The organism is Polaromonas sp. CT11-55 (assembly GCF_047303325.1).
Lineage (GTDB): Bacteria > Pseudomonadota > Gammaproteobacteria > Burkholderiales > Burkholderiaceae_C > Polaromonas.
In genome coordinates this window covers 52,488-72,947 of record NZ_JBKBEX010000019.1, presented here as the reverse complement: position 1 = coordinate 72,947, position 20,460 = coordinate 52,488, and the positions used below count along the sequence as shown (strand labels likewise).

At 65.1% G+C, this 20,460-nt stretch carries 15 protein-coding genes; 9 read left to right on the top strand and 6 right to left on the bottom strand.

The genetic code is table 11. From position 1 onward, the window contains the following. Positions 1-13: 13 nt before the first annotated feature. The 4 genes from rnhA (at position 14) to ACEN8I_RS16955 (ending at position 6,640) form a co-directional block, all read left to right on the top strand. Positions 14-496, top strand: coding sequence for a ribonuclease HI (rnhA, locus tag ACEN8I_RS16970; RefSeq protein WP_413329694.1), 483 nt, complete (start codon positions 14-16; stop codon positions 494-496). Positions 497-772: 276 nt separating this feature from the next. Continuing rightward, positions 773-2,143, top strand: a complete 1,371-nt coding sequence (locus tag ACEN8I_RS16965; protein WP_413329692.1) for an efflux RND transporter periplasmic adaptor subunit — start codon at positions 773-775, stop codon at positions 2,141-2,143. A 27-nt stretch (positions 2,144-2,170) separates the two neighbouring features. Further along, positions 2,171-5,344, top strand: coding sequence for an efflux RND transporter permease subunit (locus ACEN8I_RS16960; protein ID WP_413329691.1), 3,174 nt, complete (start codon positions 2,171-2,173; stop codon positions 5,342-5,344). 132 nt (positions 5,345-5,476) lie between these two features. Next, positions 5,477-6,640: a hypothetical protein gene (locus ACEN8I_RS16955; RefSeq protein ID WP_413329690.1), complete on the top strand. Its 1,164-nt coding sequence runs from the start codon at positions 5,477-5,479 to the stop codon at positions 6,638-6,640. Between the two features lie 28 nt (positions 6,641-6,668). Here the strand turns inward: ACEN8I_RS16955 and glp are convergent, their stop codons facing one another. From glp to ACEN8I_RS16935, 4 genes are all read right to left on the bottom strand, one after another. Then, a complete protein-coding gene (glp, locus tag ACEN8I_RS16950; RefSeq protein ID WP_413329689.1) occupies positions 6,669-7,970 on the bottom strand; it encodes a gephyrin-like molybdotransferase Glp in 1,302 nt (433 codons plus the stop codon). Next, positions 7,967-8,614: a molybdenum cofactor guanylyltransferase MobA gene (gene mobA / locus ACEN8I_RS16945; RefSeq protein WP_413329688.1), complete on the bottom strand. Its 648-nt coding sequence runs from the start codon at positions 8,612-8,614 to the stop codon at positions 7,967-7,969. The genes glp and mobA overlap by 4 nt, the downstream gene beginning before the upstream one ends. A 1-nt stretch (position 8,615) precedes the next feature. After that, positions 8,616-9,743: a GTP 3',8-cyclase MoaA gene (gene moaA, locus ACEN8I_RS16940; RefSeq protein ID WP_413329687.1), complete on the bottom strand. Its 1,128-nt coding sequence runs from the start codon at positions 9,741-9,743 to the stop codon at positions 8,616-8,618. A gap of 103 nt (positions 9,744-9,846) precedes the next feature. Beyond that, positions 9,847-10,608, bottom strand: coding sequence for an SDR family oxidoreductase (locus tag ACEN8I_RS16935; RefSeq protein WP_413329686.1), 762 nt, complete (start codon positions 10,606-10,608; stop codon positions 9,847-9,849). A 201-nt stretch (positions 10,609-10,809) separates the two neighbouring features. On the opposite strand from ACEN8I_RS16935, the gene ACEN8I_RS16930 reads away from it, so the two are divergent. The 3 genes from ACEN8I_RS16930 (at position 10,810) to ACEN8I_RS16920 (ending at position 13,312) form a co-directional block, all read left to right on the top strand. After that, entirely contained in the window at positions 10,810-11,523 is a 714-nt protein-coding gene (locus ACEN8I_RS16930; RefSeq protein WP_413329685.1) for a hypothetical protein, read from the top strand. Positions 11,524-11,585: 62 nt separating this feature from the next. Continuing rightward, the gene (locus ACEN8I_RS16925; protein WP_413329684.1) at positions 11,586-12,725 is read left to right on the top strand and encodes a M48 family metalloprotease; all 1,140 of its coding nucleotides are present in this window, start codon (positions 11,586-11,588) and stop codon (positions 12,723-12,725) included. Beyond that, entirely contained in the window at positions 12,722-13,312 is a 591-nt protein-coding gene (locus tag ACEN8I_RS16920; protein ID WP_413329683.1) for a hypothetical protein, read from the top strand. Before ACEN8I_RS16925 ends, ACEN8I_RS16920 begins: the two co-directional genes overlap by 4 nt. Before the next feature lie 76 nt (positions 13,313-13,388). Here the strand turns inward: ACEN8I_RS16920 and ACEN8I_RS16915 are convergent, their stop codons facing one another. Further along, a complete protein-coding gene (locus ACEN8I_RS16915; RefSeq protein WP_413329682.1) occupies positions 13,389-14,822 on the bottom strand; it encodes an aldehyde dehydrogenase family protein in 1,434 nt (477 codons plus the stop codon). Between the two features lie 287 nt (positions 14,823-15,109). Between ACEN8I_RS16915 and ACEN8I_RS16910 the strand changes: the two genes are divergently transcribed. Further along, entirely contained in the window at positions 15,110-17,257 is a 2,148-nt protein-coding gene (locus tag ACEN8I_RS16910) for an AAA family ATPase (protein WP_413329681.1), read from the top strand. Positions 17,258-17,348: 91 nt separating this feature from the next. On the opposite strand, the gene ACEN8I_RS16905 is transcribed toward ACEN8I_RS16910, so the two are convergent. Then, positions 17,349-19,580, bottom strand: coding sequence for a sodium-translocating pyrophosphatase (locus tag ACEN8I_RS16905; RefSeq protein WP_413329717.1), 2,232 nt, complete (start codon positions 19,578-19,580; stop codon positions 17,349-17,351). A 305-nt stretch (positions 19,581-19,885) separates the two neighbouring features. On the opposite strand from ACEN8I_RS16905, the gene ppa reads away from it, so the two are divergent. Further along, positions 19,886-20,419: an inorganic diphosphatase gene (gene ppa, locus ACEN8I_RS16900; protein ID WP_074574658.1), complete on the top strand. Its 534-nt coding sequence runs from the start codon at positions 19,886-19,888 to the stop codon at positions 20,417-20,419. The last annotated feature ends 41 nt before the right edge of the window (positions 20,420-20,460 follow it).

The following is a 20,460-nucleotide window of genomic DNA, read 5'->3' as shown; positions in this document are numbered from 1 at the left end:
GCAACACCAACGCATGACCGATCTATCCTCCAGCCCAACCGCCGCACCGCAGCCCGTCGTGATCTACACCGACGGTGCATGTAAGGGTAATCCCGGGCCCGGCGGCTGGGGCGTGCTGCTGTCCCAGGGCGGCACCCAGAAAGAACTGTTCGGCGGCGAGCTGGGCACCACCAACAACCGCATGGAAATGACCGCCGTCATCGAGGCGCTGGCGGCGCTCAAGCGGCCCTGCAGCGTGACGCTGTACCTCGACAGCGAGTACGTGCGCAAGGGCATTACCGAATGGATCCACGGCTGGAAGGCCAGGGGCTGGCGCACGGCGGCCAAGGCCCCCGTCAAGAACGTGGACCTGTGGCAGCGCCTGGACGCGCTGGTCAGCGGCAGCGGCCACAAGATCGACTGGCGCTGGGTCAAGGGCCATGCCGGCGATCCCGGCAACGAGCGCGCCGACGCGCTGGCCAACAAGGGCGTGGAACGCGCGCTGGGCCGCTTGTAACAGGCGCCTGGGTGGGCCGCGGGCTGCGGCGGGAACATGCGCGAAAAAACGCGACCCAAGCAGGGATGGCCAGCGCAAACGCCCATGCGCCGGCATGTACCATAAATGCACCCATAAGCGTACGTAGCATCCGCCCCACGGTGGCCGCCGGCCTTTGGTAAAGCCGTTGTAAAGCTACTGCGCTTGCCCCTGGCAAGGGCGAGAAAAAGCTGCGCGCGCCATGGTGTCCTGCTACATTGGAAGTTTGTATCTCTTTGTATTACAAGTTCGTTCCCCATGGCATCCAAAGCAATCTACACAGCTGTCGCCGTCGCGGGCATTGCGGTCGCATCGGGCGCTGCCTGGTGGCTCCAGAAACCGAAGGCGCCGGATGCCGCGGGCGCCACACCTTCAGCCTCCGGCAACGGCAGCGGCAATGGCGCCAATGCGGGGAAACCGGTCACAGTGGAAGCCGCAAAGGTGGAACTGGCCCGGCTGTCGGACGACACGCAAGCCGTGGGCAGCCTGCGTTCACGCCGTGGCGTAGTGTTGCGGCCCGAGGTCAGCGGACGCATCACCCAGCTCAATTTCACCGATGGCCAGCGGGTGCGCAAAGGCCAGGTGCTGGTGCAGTTTGACGACCAGCTGCCGTTGGCGCAGGTGCAGCAAAGCCAGGCCGAACTCTCGATCGCCCGGGCCAACCAGAAGCGCAACCAGGAACTGGTGGCGCAAAACTTCATCAGCCAGCGCTCCCTCGATGAAAGCGCGGCCAACCTGCAGGTGGCCGAAGCCAAGCTGTCGCTGGCCAAGGCCACGGCGGCGCGTCTGAAAATCGTCGCGCCCTTTGACGGCATCGCCGGCATACGCCAGGTCAACGTGGGCGACTACCTCAAGGACGGCGCGGACATCGTCAACATCGAGGACATCGAGGCGATTTTTGTCGACTTCCGCCTGCCCGAGCGCTTCCAGAACAAGGTCAAGCGCGGGCAGACGGCCGTGCTCGACATCGACGCCTTGCCTGGCCGCAAGTACAACGCGCAGATCCAGGCCATAGATCCCCTGATCGACGCCAACGGCCGCTCCATAGGCGTGCGCGGCTGCATAGACAACCGCCAGCTGCAGCTGCGCCCCGGCATGTTCGCCCGCGTCAACACCGTCTTCGGCGTGCGCGAGAACGCCCGCGTGATACCCGAGGAAGCCATTGTTCCGCAGGGCGGCCGGCAGTTCGTCATCAAGCTGCTGGAAGGCCCGAACGAGCAGACCCGCACGACCAAACGCGTGGAGGTCAAGGTCGGCCTGCGCAGCCCGGGCAAGGTCGAGATCCTTGAAGGCCTGGAGGCCGGCGACACCGTGGTCGCGGCCGGCCAGCAGCGTGTGCAGCGCGACGGCACGCTGGTGACTGTGGTGGACCTGGCCCGCGCGAGCAATGCAAAAGCCGCCGCTCCGGCCGCGGGCGCTTCGGCCGCAGCTGCCACGCCCGCCAACGCCAATGTACCTGCCGTCCCGGTGAAAGCCGCCGCGGCGGAGCCCGCGGCGCAGGCACCGCTGTCCGGTCCCAACCCCTGCGGTGTGGTGGTGTCCGAGGCTCCGCGGGGCCTGGTGCCGGTGCGCAGCGTGACGCCGGCCGAGCGCAGCCCGGCAGGCCCGCCGGCGCGCGACCCCACCTGAGCGGCCGTCCCGGTTTCATAGATTCCCATGCAACTCGCTGAAGTCTCCATACGCCGCCCGGTCTTTGCCACCGTGCTGTCCCTGCTGATCGTGCTGATAGGGGCGGTCAGCTTCAACCGCCTGTCCGTGCGCGAGTACCCCAAGATCGACGAGCCCGTGGTGACCGTCAGCGTGCGCTACGCGGGCGCTTCGGCCGAGGTGATCGAATCGCAGGTCACCAAGCCGCTGGAAGACTCCATCGCCGGCATCGACGCGGTGGACGTGATCACTTCCATCAGCCGGGCCGACCAGGCGCAGATCAGCGTGCGCTTTCGCCTTGAAAAAGACGCCGACTCGGCCGCCGCCGAGGTGCGCGACCGCACCTCGCGCGTGCGCAACCGCCTGCCGCAGGCGATTGAAGAGCCGGTGATCGCCAAGGTGGAGGCCGACGCCTTCCCGGTCATCCAGGTGGCGTTTTCCAGCGACTCGCTGACGCCGCTGCAAATCAACGACCTGGTCAACCGCATCGTCAAGCCGCGCCTGCAGACCGTGACCGGCGTGGCCGACGTGCGCATCTTCGGCGAGCGCAAGTACGCCATGCGCATCTGGCTGGACACCGACAAGCTTGCCTCCTACAAGCTGACCACGCAGGACGTGGAAGACGCCATCAGCCGCAGCAACCTCGAGCTGCCGGCCGGCCGCATCGAGTCGCAGCAGCGCGAATTCAGTGTGACCTCGCAGACCGACCTGGTCAGGCCCGCGCAGTTCCGCGAGATCGTCATCAAGAACGTTAACGGCTTTTCGGTCAAGGTGCGCGACGTCGCGCGCGTGGAGGAGGGCGCGGCGGACGAGCGTACGGCGGTCAGGCTCAACGGCCGCTCGGCCGTGGCGGTCGGCGTCATCCGCCAGGCGACGGCCAACCCGCTGGACCTGTCCAAGGGCGTGCGGGAAGTCTTCCCCAAGCTCAAGGCCGACCTGCCGGCCGACATGCTGATCGACGTCGCCAACGACAACTCGGTGTTCATCGACCGCTCGGTCAACAACGTGTACCACACCATCGCCGAGGCCATCGTGCTGGTGGCCCTGGTGATTTTTGTCTTCCTGCGCACGCTGCGCGCCTCCATCATCCCGATCGTCACCATTCCGGTGAGCCTGATAGGCACCTTCGCCATGATGGCCCTGGCGGGCTTCACCATCAACACGCTAACCCTGCTGGCGCTGGTGCTGGCCATCGGCCTGGTGGTGGACGACGCCATCGTGATGCTGGAAAACATCTTCCGCCACATCGAGGAGGGCATGGACCCGTTCTCGGCCGGCATCAAGGGCGCGCGAGAGATCGGTTTTGCCGTGGTCACCATGACGGCCACGCTGGTGGCCGTGTACGCGCCGCTGGCCTTCACGCCGGGCCGCACCGGCCGGCTTTTTGTGGAGTTCGCGCTGGCGCTGGCCGGCGCGGTGGTGGTGTCGGGCTTTGTCGCGCTCACGCTCACGCCCATGATGTGTACCCAGCTGCTCAAGCACAACCCCAAGCCCAACCGTTTTGACCGCTACATGGAGCGGGCCTTGACCGCCATCTCGGACCGTTACGGCGCGGTGCTGCGCTGGGTGGTCACCACGCGTTATGTGCCAGAGGTGGAAGAGGGTAGCCGGCCCTCGCTGGCCCAGCGGCTCAAGGGCATGGCGCTGCAGGCGCGCTGGATCGTCATCGGCGTGATGCTGCTCAGCGCCCTGGCCATCGCGCTGGTGTTCCCGGGCATGAAGCAGGAGCTCTCGCCGATCGAAGACCGCGGGGTGATCCTGGCCAACGTCAATGCGCCGGACGGCGCGACGCTGGACTACACCGACCGTTATGCGAAGGCGCTCGAGAAGATGGGCGAGCCCTTCCCCGAGTTCGACCGGATTTTCGCCAACGTCGGCAATCCCACGGTGGCCCAGGCCAGCGTGGTCTACCGCACGGTCGACTGGGACAAGCGCGAGCGCTCCACCCTGGACATGGCGCGCGAGCTGCAGCCCAAGTTCAACGCGCTGCCGGGCGTCACCGCCTTTCCCATCACGCCGCCCTCGCTGGGCCAGGGCTTTCGCGAGCGGCCGCTCAATTTTGTGATCCAGACCTCCGACAGCTACCAGAACCTGAACGCCGTGGTGCGCCAGATGCTGGACGAGATCGCCAAAAACCCCGGCATCGTTTCGCCCGACGTGGACCTGCGGCTCAATAAACCCGAGCTGCGCATCGAGGTCGAGCGCGACAAGGCGGCCGACCTGGGCGTCAGCGTGCAGGTCGTCGCCAAAGCCATCGAGACCCTGCTGGGCGGGCGCAATGTGACGCGCTATAAGCGCGATGCCGAGCAGTACGACGTGATCGTGCAGACGGAGGCCAGCGGCCGCATCACGCCCGAGAACATAGACCGCATTTATGTGCGCGGCCGCAATGACGCGATGATTCCGCTGTCGGCGCTGGTGAAAGTGCGTGAAAGCGTCTCGCCGCGCGAGCTCAACCACTTCGGCCAGCGCCGCTCGGTCTCCATCACGGCCAGCCTGGCCAGCGACTATTCGCTGGGTGAGGCGCTCAAATTCATGGACCAGACCGCCAACAAGGTGCTGAAGACCGGCTACAGCACCGACCTCAACGGCACCTCGCGCGAGTTCAGGAGCTCCCAGGGCGCGCTGGCCATTGTTTTTGTGCTCGCGCTGCTGTTTATTTTCCTGGTGCTGTCGGCGCAGTTCGAGAGCTTTATCGACCCCCTGGTCATCATGCTCTCGGTGCCCTTGTCCATGATCGGGGCCCTGCTTGCGCTCAAATGGTCGGGCGGCTCGCTCAATGTGTATTCGCAGATCGGCCTGATCACGCTGGTGGGCCTGATCACCAAGCACGGCATCCTGATCGTCGAGTTCACCAATCAGTTGCGCGGCCAGGGGCTGGAGATGATAGACGCGCTGGTCAAGGCTTCGGCCCAGCGCCTGCGCCCGATCATGATGACCACCGGCGCCATGGTGCTGGGTGCCTTGCCGCTGGCCCTGGCCAAGGGCGCGGGTGCCGAAAGCCGCATCCAGATCGGCTGGGTTATCGTCGGCGGCATGTCCCTGGGTACCTTGCTCACCGTGTTTGTGGTGCCCACCATGTACACCCTGTTTGCGCGCAAGGCCATCCCGGGGGCGAACAAGGCGGTCGCAAAAGAAGAGCCGGATGCTCACCATGAACATCCGGAGTACGTGGCGAAATGACCGGAAGGCGCCGCGTATTCCAGGGTGGGTTGCTGGCATGGTGGTGAGACCGCCGTTTTGATCGCAACCCCCACGGGCCGAATCCGTACAACTGCCTCTTTCCTGATTGCTTTCCTGCTTGCAGCAGCCCATATGGCTTCCGCGCAAGCCCAGGAGGCGCCGGAAGCCGGAACCTATGGTGTGCAGTTCCTCTGCTCACCGTCCCAGCTGGCGCAGCTCAGCCCCAAGATGTTTCGTTACCTCCAGCGGCTCGGCATTCCGGCCCGCCTGGTGAAGGAGACCGTCGATAAGCCCCGGGGTGCCATGACCTATTCCCTGCTGGGTTCAGGCACGACCGTGAGCACCCTGTTCCTGGCTCAACGCACTGAGCTGGCGATCAAGGACGAGGTGCTGCTGATGCCGGTGAAAAACAACAAGACGCGCAAGCTCAGGACGGTTTCCCAAAAAGAGATCCTGCTGGCCTTGCTGCACCCGGGCCGCTTGACGGAATTCAGGGGAAAGGCCTGCGATGTGCAGGCCCTGGCTGACCATGTCGGCATTCGCCAGAACACCGTGGCCTGGGCCGAGGTGCTCGAATGGGGCTGGCCCGAGGGCGGCCCTGCCAAATGGAATGCCCGCTACTGGGTCAATGGAACGCCCACGCTCCGTACCCCCTTGCACAAAGCCCTGAATGACATGTTTTTTGAGCAGGGGAAATACGACATAGGCTGCTACGCCGCGACCAAGGTGGTGTTTGCGCAAGGCGCGCTGGATTACTTTCGCCGCGTCAACAGGGTTGCCGGCAAGGCACGCGGCGTGGAGCAGCGCTTACTGGCCGATGGGGAGCCCCTGGTTGACCTGGAGCCCGGCCGCATGTGGAGCTTTGAAGTAGATTTTGATCCCCTGGAGCTTGAGCGGCCAGGCAAGATCTTGCGCATGGTGGGCGGCGTTGCCCCCGGCAACTTTGTTCCGGGCGATTGGGTGTATTTCCTGAACACCGACGTGCGCACCAGCCAGAAAACGGGGTATGAGGGTTCCAACGCCATCTACCTGGGAGGCAACCGGTTTGACGACTATTACAACGACAACGACCATCACTACTCCTACCAGGAAAAACTCAGTGAGGTCTATCAGTGGCGTCATGATGTTTTCAGCCGGCACCGCGACGCCGAAAAAATACGGCCCCTGAGCGTGCAGGACTATGAGCGCCTGAACGCCACGCCGGAAAACGGCGGCTTGCTGATGGGTTTTCGGGTTGTGCCCTATTTTTTCGGCTACGAAGACTTGCCCCCGCTACCAGTGCTGCGCAATGACTAGGCCCCGCCGGCGCCGCCCATCTGATGGATTACAGGGCGCCGTCAAACATCAGCACATCGACTTCATCACCCACGGCCACATTGCCTTGCGCATGGTGCAGCACGATCAAGCCGTTGGCCTCGGCCATGGAGCGCAGCACGCCCGAGCCCTGGCTGCCTGTGGTCTTGACCTGCAGCGAGCCGTCGGCCGCGGTGGAGACCCAGCCGCGCTGGTATTCGGTGCGGCCGGCTTTTTTGCGCATGGGCTCCAGGCTGCGGGCCTTGAGCAGCGGCGGCTGCGCGGCGCCGGCGCCCATCATCTGCAGCAGGGCGGGGCGCACAAAGGCCAGAAAGGTCACCATCACCGCGACCGGGTTGCCGGGCAGCCCGAAGAGGATCGCTCCATTGGGATTGCCTCCCTGGCCGCTCGCGGGCGGTATGCGCCCCACCGCCATGGGCCGGCCCGGCCGCATGGCGATGCGCCAGAAGGCCACGTCGCCGAGTTTTTTCATCATGGCCTTGGTGAAGTCGGCCTCACCCACGCTGACGCCGCCCGAGGTGATGATGGCATCGGCCCGTGCGGCGGCCTCAGTGAAGGCCGCCTCCAGCAGGGCCGGTTCGTCGCGCACCACGCCCATGTCGATGACTTCGCAGCCCAGGCGGCTCAGCATGCCGAAGACGGTGTAGCGGTTGCTGTCGTAGACCGCGCCTTCGCGCGGCGCTTCGCCGAGCGAGAGGATTTCATCGCCGGTGGAAAAGTAAGCCACACGCAGCGGCCGCCAGACGGGCAGGGTGGGCAGGCCCAGGGAGGCCGCCAGGCCCAGCCGGGCCGGCGTAAGGATTTCGCCCTTGCGCAGCGCCGGGAGCCCTTGCGCCAGGTCCTCGCCGCGCAGGCGGCGGTTGTCGCCGGCGCGCAGCAGGCCGGGCGGGATGCTGATGCTGCCGTCTGGATGTTGCTTGACGAACTCCTGTGGCACCACGGTGTCCAGGCCGGCGGGCATGATGGCGCCGGTCATGATCTTCACGCACTGGCCGGCTTGCACGCTGCCTTGCCAGGCCTTGCCGGCCAGCGCCGTGCCATCCGCGACCCGCAGTTCCAGCGCAGTGCCGGCGGCCAGCTGGCTGCCGTCAAAGGCAAAGCCGTCCATGGCCGAGTTGTCATGGGGCGGCACGTCAAAGGGCGAGACCACGTCCTCGGCCAGCACGCGGCCCAGTGCCTCGAACAGCGGCAGCTTGATGGCGTCCTGGACCGGTGTCACCAGGCGCGAGAGGAAATCCAGCACCTGGCCGGCCGACAGGGCTTGCGGGTCGTAACCCTGCAGTTCGGCCGCGATCTGGTCCAGCGTCTTCACGGCAGGCGCGATTCGAGCTGGTGCAGCTCGGCCAGGGTGTTGGCGTTGAAAAAGCCGTGCGCGTCGTCGCCGGGCCGGTCGAAAGGCACGGACACGGTTTTGTGCTGCGCCGTCCAGGCGTCTATCTTGCGGCCGCCACCGTGGGTGAAGCGCACCAGGCTTTCCAGCATGTGGGTGCCCATCAGACAAAACACCGGCTGCGGCCTGAGCTGGCCGTCTTCCTCGGGCGCGGCGGCCACGGCGAAGTCGGCGCCTTCGCGCACATAGGCCTCGGCCATGCGCGCCACCAGGTCCTCGGGGAACAGCGGCGTGTCGCAAGGTACGGTCAACAGGTAAGGCGTCTCGCAGCGCTCCAGGCCCGTGAGAAAGCCCGCCAGCGGCCCGGCGAATTCGCCCAGGCCGGTGCTGTCGGGCCAGACCGGCACGCCGAAGGCTTCGTAGGCCGCCAGGTTGCGGTTGGCATTGATCATGACCTCGCCGACCTGGGGCGAGAGCCGCATCAGCGTGTGCAGGGCCAGCGGCACGCCGTTGAAGTTCTGCAACCCCTTGTCGACGCCGCCCATGCGCGAACCGCGCCCGCCGGCCAGGATCAGGCCGGTGATGGCTTCGGCGTGCAGCGAGGTGTTGTGGCTGTTGCTTGTCATGCTAGCCACCGATGTAGCTCATTTCCACACGCTTGGCGCTGCTGTCGGGCATGCTGGTGTCGGCCGGCAGCGCGGCACGCAGCTCCGAGTAGCGGTCGTCGCGCCCCTGCCAGATATGGGCCACGGCCGCCGCGATCTGCTCGTCGGCATAACCGCCGCGCAGCAGGGCGCGCAAATCCTGGCCCTGGCTGGCGAACAGGCAGAGAAAGAGCTTGCCTTCGGTGGACAGGCGCGCCCGGTTGCAGTCACTGCAAAAAGCCTGGGTCACGCTGCTGATCACGCCGATCTCGCCGGCGCCGTCGGCGTAGCGCCAGCGCTCGGCGGTTTCGCCGCTGTAGTTGGGGTTGATGGCGGTAAGCGGGAATTCAGCGTTCAGGCGCTCCACCACCTGGGCCGAGGGCAGCACCTCGTCCATGCGCCAGCCGTTGGTGGCGCCCACGTCCATGTATTCGATAAAGCGCAGCACCGCGCCGGTGTGGCGGAAATGCCGGGCCATGGGCAGGATTTCCGCGTCATTGGTACCGCGCTTGACCACCATGTTGACCTTGAGCGGCGCCAGGCCCACCTTTTGCGCGGCCTCTATGCCCTTGAGCACGTCGGCGACAGGGAAGTCCACGTCATTCATGCGGCGGAAGGTGGCATCGTCCAGCGCGTCCAGGCTCACGGTGACGCGCTGCAGGCCGGCGTCCTTGAGCGACTGGGCTTTTTTGGCCAGCAGCGAGGCGTTGGTGGTCAGCGTGATGTCCAGCGGCTTGCCTTGGGGCGTCTGCAGCTTGGCCAGCATTTCGATCAGCACTTCCAGGTGCTTGCGCAGCAGCGGCTCGCCGCCGGTCAGCCGGATTTTCTCGACCCCATGCGCCACGAAGATTTTGGCCAGGCGGGTGATTTCCTCAAAACTCAGCAGCGAGCTTTGCGGCAGGAAGGCGTAATCCTTGTCGAACACCTCGCGTGGCATGCAGTAGCTGCAACGGAAATTGCAGCGGTCGGTCACGCTGATGCGCAAATCCCGCAGCGGCCGGCCGCGCGTGTCGCTCAGCAGGCCGGTGGGCGCCGTGACCCGGTCAGGGATATGCGGCACGCGGCTTGCGTAGCGGATATCTGCCAGTGGAATGATTTTTTCGGTCGTCATCGTGAGGGGCCCAAAGAGGGAATTTACTCCATTGGCCCTTCCAAGGCGTTAAAAAGAGGCCTTATCCCCAAGGGATGCACGTCATCCCGGGGTACCGCCGGGGCTAGACGCAGCGTGCGCCGTCGACCTCCAGGCAGATACCGCTGATGAAGTCGGCTTCGTCACTGGCCAGGTAAAGGACGGCGTTGGCGACATCCAGCGCGGTCGAAAAGCGCCCCAGCGGGATGCTGGCGCGAAAGCGGGCCTTGCGCTCCTCGTCCAGCGGGCCGCCGGCGAAGTCGGCCGAAAGCCCGGTGTCGGGGTTGAACACCGGGTTGACGCAGTTGACCCGGATGTTGTCGGGGCCCAGCTCGGCCGCCAGCGACTTGGAAGTGGTGATGACGGCGCCCTTGGAGCCGTTGTACCAGGTCAGGCCCGGGCGCGGGCGCACGCCGGCTGTGGAGGCGATGTTGATGAAGCTGCCGCCGCCCAGGCTGCGGAACACCGGCGTTGCGTGGAGGGTGGCCAGGTAAATGCTTTTGACGTTGATGGCGTAGCACTTGTCGAAATCGGCTTCGCTGACGTCCAGTGCAGGCTGGTTGCGGTGCGTCCAGCCGGCGTTGTTGACCATCACGTCGAGCCGGCCGTAGCGCTGCACGGCGGCGTCGACCAGGGCCTTGACCTCGGCGGACTTCGTCACGTCGGCCGCGAAGAAAGAGGCCGTGCCGCCGGCCTTGGTGATGGCGGCCACGACTTTTTCGCCCAGGGCCACATTGATGTCGTTGACGATGACCTTGGCGCCTTCGGCCGCCAGCCGCCGCGCGATGCCTTCACCGATACCGCCTCCGGAGCCGGTGACGATGATGGACTTGTCTTTGACCCGCATGTTCATGATCCTTTTTGCTTTTTGCCGGTGTTTCGGTGAGGGGGAGAGGCTTGCTTTTTGGCGGCGTGGATTCGTAAGCCTTCTTAGTTTCCGGGTTCTTATTGTTGCTGATGGCGCATCAAGGGTTTTCCTAGGTGCCGGCACAATTGAAACAATTTAGTTACAAACTACAATGCGGGCACAAGGAACGGGGGGAAATCCATGACATATCCATTGGCTCGCGCTGGCGCGGGCATTTTGCTGTGCGCGCTCGCGCTCGTGTATCTGCCTGCGCAGGCGCAGCAGTCCAAAAACCTGGCTCCCGGCTTCTCGCAACGGCCTGCTGCGTCGAAGCTGGTGGTCGTGCCGGCCGACCTGGAACTGTTCTCCATCGGCGCGGGCGGTGTCCCCGAGCCCAGGGCCGACTGGACGCAGGCGGCCCAGAAAAACGTCAAGTCCGGGCTTGCCTCGCATAAGCTGAAACTGGGTGCCGACGTGCTGGGACTCGAAGAAAAAGACATGGACGAGCTGGCCGACATCAATTCGCTGCATGGCGCGGTGGCCCAGTCGGTTTTTCTTCATCACATGATGGGGGGCGTCCTGAAGCTGCCTACCAAGAACGGTGCGCTGAACTGGTCCCTGGGTGAGGCCGTCAAGCCGCTGAAGGACAAGACCGGCGCCGATTACGCGCTGTTCATCTGGATTCGCGACAGCTATGCTAGCAACGAACGCAAGGCCGCGATGATCGCGATGGCGATGCTGGGCGTCGGCATCGCGGGCGGCGCCCAGATCGGCTACGCCTCGCTGGTCGACCTGAATGACGGGCGCATCGTCTGGTTCAATGATTTGCGCCGGGCATCGGGCGATCTGAGGGAAGCGGAGCCCGCGAAGGAAACGGTTGAGGCGCTTCTCAAAGGCTTTCCGGTTTCCCAATGATGGGAGTGGCTTTGGGCGGGCGCCGGGCATTTTTACGCTCGGCCTGCAAGCATTGCCTAGGCATGGGCGCCTTGCTGCCGGGGTTGCCGGCCCTGGCGCAGAGTGGCGCGGCGGTTGATGCCGCCGGCTTGTCTCTGCCGGCGGAGCGTTTCGTGCGCCCCGCCCTGGAGACCGATGAAGGCGGCCTGTGGGGGATGATGGACCGCGAAGAGACGCGGCTGCGGCGCAGCCCGTTTGTGGTCCGCGATGCCGAACTGGGCAAGTACCTGCAAGACCTGGTGTGCCGGCTGGCGGGGGACCACTGCCCGGACATCCGCGTGCATGTGGTGCGCACGCCGCTGTTCAATGCCACCATGGCGCCCAACGGAATGATGCAGATATGGACCGGGCTGCTGCTGCGCGTGGAGAACGAAGCCCAGCTGGCGGCCGTCCTGGGGCACGAGATCGGCCACTACCTCGAGCGGCACACCCTTGAGCGTTTGCGCGACCTGCGAAGCCGGGCCGCCTTTGCCCAGTTCATAGGGATGTTCGGCCTGGTGGGAGCGATCGGCCAGCTGGGGGCGCTCGCGGGGGCTTTTGCGTTTTCGCGGGAACATGAAACACGCGCCGACCGCCTCGGTATGCGGTTGATGAAGCGTGCCGGTTACGACGGCCGGCAGGCCGCCCAGGTCTGGGACAACCTCCTGGGCGAACTCAAAATCACCGGCGGTGAGGACGTCGGCAAGCGCAGCCCCATGATGGCGACCCATCCGCCCGTCGAGACGCGCCGGGACGACCTGCTCAAGCTGGCCGGCGATGCGCCGGGCAGCGTCGGCGAAGAGCCGTACCAGCAGGCCGTCGCGCGCTATCGCCTCGGCTGGCTCCAGGACGAGATCCGGCGCGGCCAATTCGAGGAAAGCCTGGTGCTGTTCAACCGCCTGCTGGCGCGCAACGCCCAGGATTCCCAGGCACTGTATGCGCGCGGTGAGATCTATCGGCTGCGCGCGGGCAAGGAAGACCTGCAGCACTCACTGAACGACCTCACCCGCGTCACGGCACTCGATCAACCGCCCGCCGAGGCTTACAGGGCGCTGGGCCTGGTGCAGAAGCAGCGAACCGACGGTGCCTCCGCAGTCCAGGCGTTTGAAAAATACCTTGCGGCGGCCCCCGAGGCCGCCGATGCCGGCCTCATCAAAAACTACATAACGGAACTTACCCCATGAAAAAAATCCTGGTCATTCTTGCGCTCGCTTTCCTTTCGGGTTGCATGTCCATCACCAAGGTCGAAGGCGAGCAGGTGGTCAACAACCGCATGGCCGTCAAGGTGACCGATGCCTGGAACAAGGTTTCGGCGCCGGGCACCCAGCAGCCTTTTGACATGTGGACGCAGGAAGGCCTGACGCTGGACCACCTGCGCCTGTGGGCCGCCATCAAGCCGGGCCAGGCCTTGCTGGTGCGTCCGGCCGGCGGCGTGCCCATCGGCCAGAAGGCCCCGCGCGTGCCGACCTATCAAGCCGGCATGCCGCTGGACCAGCTGGTCAACCTGTTTGAGATCCTGTACTCGGCGGACGGCTCCATGGTCACCATGACCAAGGTCGAGCCCGCGGTATTCGCGGGCGAGAAAGGTGTGCGCTTCGAGTTTTCCGTGACGAGAAAGGGCGATGACGTCCAGCTCAACGGCGTGGGCTGGCTCAGCCAGCGCAAGGACGAACTCTTTGCCGCCACCTTCCTGGCGCCCAAGCTAGCGTTTTTCCCCCGCCTGCTGCCCAAGGCGGAAAGTATTGTCCGGACGGCGCACATCAAGGGCTAGGGTCTGGCTAGGGTCTGGCTAGGGTCTGGGCGGCAGAAGGAGCATCGGCTGCAAAGCGGTGCGGTGATGCCGCAGCTCAGCCGTGGCGCACCGCCACGGTCTTCAGCGTCGTGAAGCCGTACAAGGCCTCAAAGCCTTTTTCACGGCCGTAGCCCGAGGACTTCACGCCGCCAAAGGGCAGCTCCACGCCGCCGCCGGCGCCGTAGTTGTTGATGAAGACCTGGCCGCTCCTGACGCGCCTGGCCATACGGAACTGGCGCGCGCCGTCGCGTGTCCAGATGCCGGCGACCAGGCCGAACTGGGTGGCGTTAGCGAGTTCCACGGCGTGGTTCTCGTCCTTGAAACTCATGGCGCACAGCACCGGGCCGAAGACCTCTTCCTGGGCCAGCCGGTGCGTGGTCGGCACGTCGCGCAGCAGGGTGGGGGCCTGGTAAAAGCCGGTGTCGGGCGCTTCATCGACGATCTGGCCCTGGGCCACCATGGCGATGTTGGCGACCTGTGCGTCGCTCAAAAAATCCCACACGCGTTGCTGCTGGCTTTGCCGGATCAGGGGCCCGACGTCGAGGTCCATGGCGGCAGGGCCCACGCGCAGGTTTTCAAAGGCATGGCCCAGGCGCAGCAGTAGCGGCTCGTAAATCGCCTGCTCCACCAGCAGGCGTGAACCGGCCGAGCAGGTCTGCCCGGCGTTCTGCACGATGGCGTTGATGATGGCGGGAATCGCGGCGTCCAGGTCGGCATCGGCAAAAACGATCTGCGGGCTTTTGCCACCCAGCTCCAGGGTGACGGGGCAGTGGCGCTCGGCCGCCGCCTGCTGAATCAGCGTGCCCACGGCCGGGCTGCCGGTGAAGCTGATGTGGTCTATGCCCTTGTGGCGCGCCAGCGCGTCGCCCACTTCATGGCCGTAGCCGGTCACGATGTTGATGGCACCGGCCGGAAAGCCGACTTCGGCGGCGAGCTGCGCCACGCGGATCAGTGAGAGGCAGGCGTCCTCAGCCGGCTTGACCACGCAGACATTGCCCGCGGCCAGCGCGCCGCCCACGCTGCGGCCGAAGATCTGCATGGGGTAGTTCCAGGGGATCACATGGCCGGTGACGCCGTGCGGCTCGCGCCAGGTCATCACGCTGTAACCGTCCAGGTAGGGAATGGTGTCGCCGTGCAGCTTGTCGCAGGCGCCGGCATAGAACTCGAAGTAACGTGCCAGGGCCGCCGCGTCGGCGCGCGCCTGCTTGGTGGGCTTGCCGCAGTCGCGCTGCTCGATCATGGCCAGCTCTTCGGCATGTTCGGCGACCTTGGCCGACAGACGCATCAAGAGGCGCCCGCGCTCGGCGGCGTTGAAGCGGCTCCACACCAGTTCCAGGCATTCGCGCGCGCTGCGCACGGCGGTGTCTATGTCGTGCGCGTTGCTGCGCTGGATCTCGTCAAACACCTGGCCGTCCGACGGGTCTATGACGGGAATGGTCTTGCCGGAGACGGAGGGGAGGGAGGCGTTGGCGATGTAATTGAGCTGCATCGCCTGATTTTGCTTGAAAGCGGCCGTCGGGGCGCCGGCCAAGCCCATCGCGGCCGGTCGAAGGTAACTGTTAAAAAAAGCGTGCGTTTTTCACGCCTTGGCATGGTGCGTCGGCACTCCATTTACAACATTCTTGGTGTGGGGAATGGGCTTTTCTGTAGGATCAAACCTACACACGCACCTCGCCAATTCCTACAAATGGAATGGGTGCCTACATTGCGCCCAACGGACGCATGACAGCGGCAGCAGCCGGCAACTGCGGTCCGCAACTTGGGACACATATTGCGATGACCGACCCCACCTCCTGCGCGACCGATGCCGCGGCTTCCACCGGCGACGCACCCGCCGCCGGCTCCGGCAAACAGGCCTGGTTAAAAACGCTGGCGGCGCGCCTGCGCGACTGGCTGGCTATCCAGACGCCGGGCATGAAGCTCGCGGTGCTGGGTGTGGCGCTGATGATTCCCGCCAGCGCGTACTACGCCTGGTCCACCCTGGAGCGCCAGCAGAAACTGAGCCTGGAGGTCAAGGCAATGGCGGCGGGGCAAGGCGCCGAAGCGGCCTGGGCCTACAACACCGCGCTGCCGGTCGTCTTCGGTAGCGGCTCGGTGCTGAGCTTCCTCGAGACCCATCCGGTCGCGCGCATCACCATTATTTACCGCCCGATTCTCTGGACCGTTTCCGAGCGCTTTGTGCTGGTCGAGTCGGAAGGCCGGCAGTACGCGTATTACCCCTCGGACATGGAAACCAAGATACTGGCCGACAAGGCCGTGACGGCGCCCTGGGGCGGCAAGCTGACCTTTGTGCCCCAGGCCGCGTTGGACGGCGCCAGCAAGGACATGCTGGCGCGGCTTGAGCAGCGTTTCGGCGAGGCGCGTCCGCAATCCGAGCAGGACGCCTGGAAAGGCGGCGCCAGCGCGCTGGTGTCCGCCACCCTGACCCTGGGCCTGCTGGCCTTCCTTTGGTACCAGGTCGGCGGCCAGCGCAAGTCGCTGAAGTTCATCTCGCCGCAGCAGATCAGCGGCGACATCGACGACCTGGTCGGCATGGACGACATCAAGGCCGAGGTCGCGCAAATCCGCGACCAGTACGAGCGCCGCCTTGAATACGCCGCCTACGGCGTGAACAAGCCGTTCAACGTGATGTTCAGCGGCCCGGCGGGCACCGGCAAGACCAAGCTGGCCAGCTACCTCGCCAAGGAGCTGAACCTGCCAATTCTTTTCCATTCGGCCGCCAACCTGGAAACCGGCTATGTCGCCGGAGGCTCCAACACCCTGTCGCGCATTCTCGCGCTGGCCACGCGGCGCAAGCGCTGCATCGTGTTCCTCGACGAGGCGCAAGACCTCTTCATGCGGCGCGGCGGCAACCGCAAATACGACGACGACACGCAGAACATGCTGCTGGCCATCCTGGACGGCGTGCGCACCAAGTCAGATGCGGAAATCATCTGGATCGTGGCGTCCAACTTCAATTCGGCCAACCTGCAGATGGACGAGGCCATGCTGCGCCGCTTCCAGATGAAGGTCGACTTCCGCATGCCCAACCAGCAGGAGCGCCTGGCCATCACCGGCCACTACCTGCGCCAGCGTGCCGACAAGGTCCTGCCGGGCCTGGACCTGCGCCATTTTGTCGAGCTGACCGAGGGCTGCAGCCCGGCGGACCTGGAAACCATGGTCAACCAGGCGGGCATACTCGCTGTGCAGTCGGGCCAGATGATAGGCGCGCACACCCTGATGCAGGCTGCCGAGCGCGTGCTGGTCGGCAATGTCAACGACAACACCACCCAGGAGCGCGAGCGGGACCGGCGCATCATCGCCGTGCACGAGTGGGGCCACTTCCTGATGGACTTTCACCACCAGCGCAAGCTGGCAGGCGGCAGCTGGGATGCCCTGCAAGCCGACATGAACACCATCAAGATTTCACTCAAAGCCAATCCGCGCAACAACGCACTGGGCTTTGTGCTGCACAAACAGGACAGCAACCTCCTCAAGACAAAAGGCGACATGGAGCATGAAGTGCGCGTGCTGCTGGGCGGCATGGCCAATGAAGAGCTTTTCTTCGGAGAGGACGGCACCACGGGCGGCGCCCACAACGACATCACGCGCGTGACCCGGCTGCTGCACCATGCGGTGGCCGAAATGGGCATGTACCGCAAGACCCGGCTGAACTATGCCGCGCTGGTCAAGGACGGCGGCACGGCGCCGCCGGACGAGGAAACGCGCAACATCATGGAGGCCCAGAGCGAACGGCTTTACAGCGAAACCAAGGCTGTCCTGGCGCAATACACCGGCCTGACGGAGCACCTGACCGGGTGCCTGATGCGATCCGGCGAGATGACGCTCAGCGAAGCGCTGAGCGAGATTCGCCGCTTTGAATTCCTCGCGGCACCGGCGTTGCTGGAGGTTGGGCAAGGGGCGGGCCAACTGATGCCGGCTTGACCGGCCGGCGGCCACGCCGCTACAGCCTTGCTGTACGCGTACAAAGAAAAAGCCCTGCATTGCAGGGCTTTTTTACATGGAGCGTAAGGCGCTAGCGTGATGCTGCCGAGGCCGGTGCCGCTGGCGTCGGCGTGGCCGCCGCATTGGGCGCCTGCATGGGGGCCGGGGCGGGCATGGCGGGCGTCGTCGGGGTGGCGGCCGGTGCGCTCACGGCGGCGGGTTCCGCCATGGGCGCGCTGGGCGCGGCTTGCGCGGGACCGCCGTGGAATTTCATCACCAGCGGCACGATCAGCAGCGCCACGATGTTAATGATCTTGATCAGCGGGTTGACGGCCGGGCCGGCAGTGTCCTTGTAGGGGTCGCCCACGGTGTCGCCGGTCACGGCGGCCTTGTGCGCCTCCGAGCCCTTGCCGCCGTGGTTGCCGTCTTCAATGTACTTTTTGGCGTTGTCCCAGGCGCCGCCGCCGGTGCACATGGAGATCGCGACGAACAGGCCGGTCACGATGGTGCCCATCAGCAGGCCGCCCAAGGCCTGGGGTCCAAGCGCCAGGCCGACCACGATGGGAACCACCACGGGCAGCAGCGAGGGAATCATCATTTCCTTGATGGCGGCCGTGGTCAGCATGTCGACCGCGGTGTCGTACTCGGGCTTGCCCGTGCCGTCCATGATGCCCTTGATGTCGCGGAACTGGCGGCGCACTTCGACCACCACGGCGCCGGCGGCGCGGCCCACGGCCTCCATGGCCATGGCGCCGAACAGGTAGGGAATCAGCCCGCCGATGAAGAGGCCGATGATGACGTAGGGGTTGCTCAGGTCGAAGCTGATGGCGTTGCCATAGGCCTCGAGCTTGTGCGTGTAGTCGGCGAACAGCACCAGCGCGGCCAGGCCGGCCGAGCCGATGGCATAGCCCTTGGTCACCGCTTTGGTGGTGTTGCCCACGGCGTCCAGCGGGTCGGTGATGTCGCGCACGCTGCTGGGCAGCTCGGCCATCTCGGCGATGCCGCCGGCGTTGTCGGTGATGGGGCCGTAGGCGTCCAGCGCGACCACAATGCCGGCCATGCTCAGCATGGAGGTCGCCGCGATCGCGATGCCGTAGAGGCCCGCCAGCTTGAAGGCGACCAGGATCGCGATGCAGACAAACACCACGGGCCAGGCGGTGGAGCGCATGGATACGCCCAGGCCGGCGATGATGTTGGTGCCGTGGCCGGTGGTCGATGCCTGCGCGATGTGGCGCACGGGTTTGTACTGCGTGCCGGTGTAGTACTCGGTCACCCAGCAGAGCGCGCCGGTCAGGACCAGGCCGACCGCGCAGGCGCCGAACAGGCGCATCTGCGTGCCGGTGGCCGTCACGGCGTTGTCGGGCATCAGCCACATGGTGACGAAGTAGAAAGCGATGAGCGACAGCACGCCGGCAATCGCCAGGCCCTTGTAGAGGGCCGGCATCACGTTCTTCATGCCGGGCGAGGCCTTGACGAAGAAGCAGCCGATGATGGAGGCGATGATGGACACGCCGCCCAGCGCCAGCGGATAGACCGCGGCGGTGGCACCGGCGCTGGACAGCAGCAGGGCGCCCAGCACCATGGTGGCGATCAGCGTCACCGCATAGGTTTCAAACAGGTCGGCGGCCATGCCGGCGCAGTCGCCCACGTTGTCGCCGACGTTGTCGGCAATCACGGCGGGGTTGCGCGGGTCGTCCTCGGGGATACCGGCCTCGACCTTGCCCACCAGGTCGGCGCCGACGTCGGCGCCCTTGGTGAAGATGCCGCCGCCCAGCCGGGCGAAGATGGAAATCAGCGAGGAGCCGAAGGCAAAGCCGATCAGCGGGTTGAGCAGGTTGGCCAGCTTGAGGTCGGGCGTGTAATTGCCGTTGCCCACCAGGAACCAGTAAAAGCCGCTCACGCCCAGCAGGCCCAGGCCCACGACCAGCATGCCGGTGATGGCGCCGCCGCGGAAGGCGACGTCCAGGGCGGGGCCAATGCCCCTGGTGGCGGCCTGTGCGGTGCGCACGTTGGCGCGCACCGAGACGTTCATGCCGATAAAGCCGCAGGCGCCCGAGAGCACCGCGCCGACCACGAAGCCGACGGCGGTCTTGCCGTCAAGAAAAAAGCCGATGAGCACCGCGAGGATGACACCGACGATGGCAATGGTTTTGTATTGCCGCGCGAGGTAGGCGGCGGCGCCTGTCTGGATCGCGGCTGCGATTTCCTGCATGCGCGCATTGCCTGCGTCCTGGGAAAGAATCCAGCTGCGTGCCCAGAAGCCGTACCCGACGGCGATCAGTCCGCAGACCAGCGCAAGAATGAGCGCCGAGTTGCCTGTCATAGCTGACATTGAAATTCTCCTACGTTGTTTTTCGCTTGGAGGGGGTGCCACGCGAGCGGTGCCCCCGCTGCGTTGCTTCCTCGTTGCTTGTGCCACGTGTGGAGACAAGTCGATTGGCCAACTCGCGAAATTTAACGTGAAAACATGACAAGTTCGCGATGCGTAAGCCCTGAATCAGTAAAATGAGGGTAAATACCGAGCTACCGGTAACCGCAGAGTATTAACCCCGCGCTCTTGCGCGGCCGCCCATGCGGGCTGAAGCCTTTCATTTCATCTCTTTCCCTTCAACACAACCTCAAGCGACCATGTCCCTCGATAAAGTTTCCCCCGGTAAAAACGTTCCCGAATCCTTTAACGTGATCATCGAAATCCCGATGAACGCCGACCCGGTGAAGTACGAGGTGGACAAGGAGTCCGGCGCGATTTTTGTGGACCGCTTCATGAGCACGTCCATGCACTACCCGACCAACTACGGCTATGTGCCCAAGACCATCAGCGGCGACGGCGACCCGGTCGATGTGCTGGTGATCACGCCAGTGCCCCTGATTCCCGGCGTGGTGGTGACCTGCCGCGCCATCGGCATCCTGAAGATGCAGGACGAAGCCGGTGAAGACGGCAAGGTGCTGGCCGTGCCCGTGGACAAGAAATGCTCGCTCTACACCCAGTGGCAAAAACCCGAGGACATGAACCCGCTGCGCCTGAAAACCATCTCCCATTTCTTTGAACACTACAAAGATCTGGAAGAAGGCAAATGGGTCAAGGTGCTGGGCTGGGAAGGCCCCGATGCGGCCAAGAAGGAAATCACCGACGGCATCGCCAACTACGCCAAGGCCGCCTGATTTCAGGTTTCAGGTCCCCACAAAAAAAGCGCCTGCAGGTT

Excerpts from the sequence above, each read along its gene's own strand:
- rnhA (WP_413329694.1), top strand. The coding sequence starts at position 14 with ATGACCGATCTATCCTCCAGCCCAACCGCCGCACCGCAGCCCGTCGTG.
- ACEN8I_RS16965 (WP_413329692.1), top strand. The coding sequence starts at position 773 with ATGGCATCCAAAGCAATCTACACAGCTGTCGCCGTCGCGGGCATTGCG.
- ACEN8I_RS16960 (WP_413329691.1), top strand. The coding sequence starts at position 2,171 with ATGCAACTCGCTGAAGTCTCCATACGCCGCCCGGTCTTTGCCACCGTG.
- ACEN8I_RS16955 (WP_413329690.1), top strand. The coding sequence starts at position 5,477 with ATGGCTTCCGCGCAAGCCCAGGAGGCGCCGGAAGCCGGAACCTATGGT.
- mobA (WP_413329688.1), bottom strand. The coding sequence starts at position 8,614 with ATGACAAGCAACAGCCACAACACCTCGCTGCACGCCGAAGCCATCACC.
- moaA (WP_413329687.1), bottom strand. The coding sequence starts at position 9,743 with ATGACGACCGAAAAAATCATTCCACTGGCAGATATCCGCTACGCAAGC.
- ACEN8I_RS16935 (WP_413329686.1), bottom strand. The coding sequence starts at position 10,608 with ATGCGGGTCAAAGACAAGTCCATCATCGTCACCGGCTCCGGAGGCGGT.
- ACEN8I_RS16930 (WP_413329685.1), top strand. The coding sequence starts at position 10,810 with ATGACATATCCATTGGCTCGCGCTGGCGCGGGCATTTTGCTGTGCGCG.
- ACEN8I_RS16925 (WP_413329684.1), top strand. The coding sequence starts at position 11,586 with ATGGGCGCCTTGCTGCCGGGGTTGCCGGCCCTGGCGCAGAGTGGCGCG.
- ACEN8I_RS16920 (WP_413329683.1), top strand. The coding sequence starts at position 12,722 with ATGAAAAAAATCCTGGTCATTCTTGCGCTCGCTTTCCTTTCGGGTTGC.
- ACEN8I_RS16915 (WP_413329682.1), bottom strand. The coding sequence starts at position 14,822 with ATGCAGCTCAATTACATCGCCAACGCCTCCCTCCCCTCCGTCTCCGGC.
- ACEN8I_RS16910 (WP_413329681.1), top strand. The coding sequence starts at position 15,110 with ATGACCGACCCCACCTCCTGCGCGACCGATGCCGCGGCTTCCACCGGC.
- ACEN8I_RS16905 (WP_413329717.1), bottom strand. The coding sequence starts at position 19,580 with ATGACAGGCAACTCGGCGCTCATTCTTGCGCTGGTCTGCGGACTGATC.
- ppa (WP_074574658.1), top strand. The coding sequence starts at position 19,886 with ATGTCCCTCGATAAAGTTTCCCCCGGTAAAAACGTTCCCGAATCCTTT.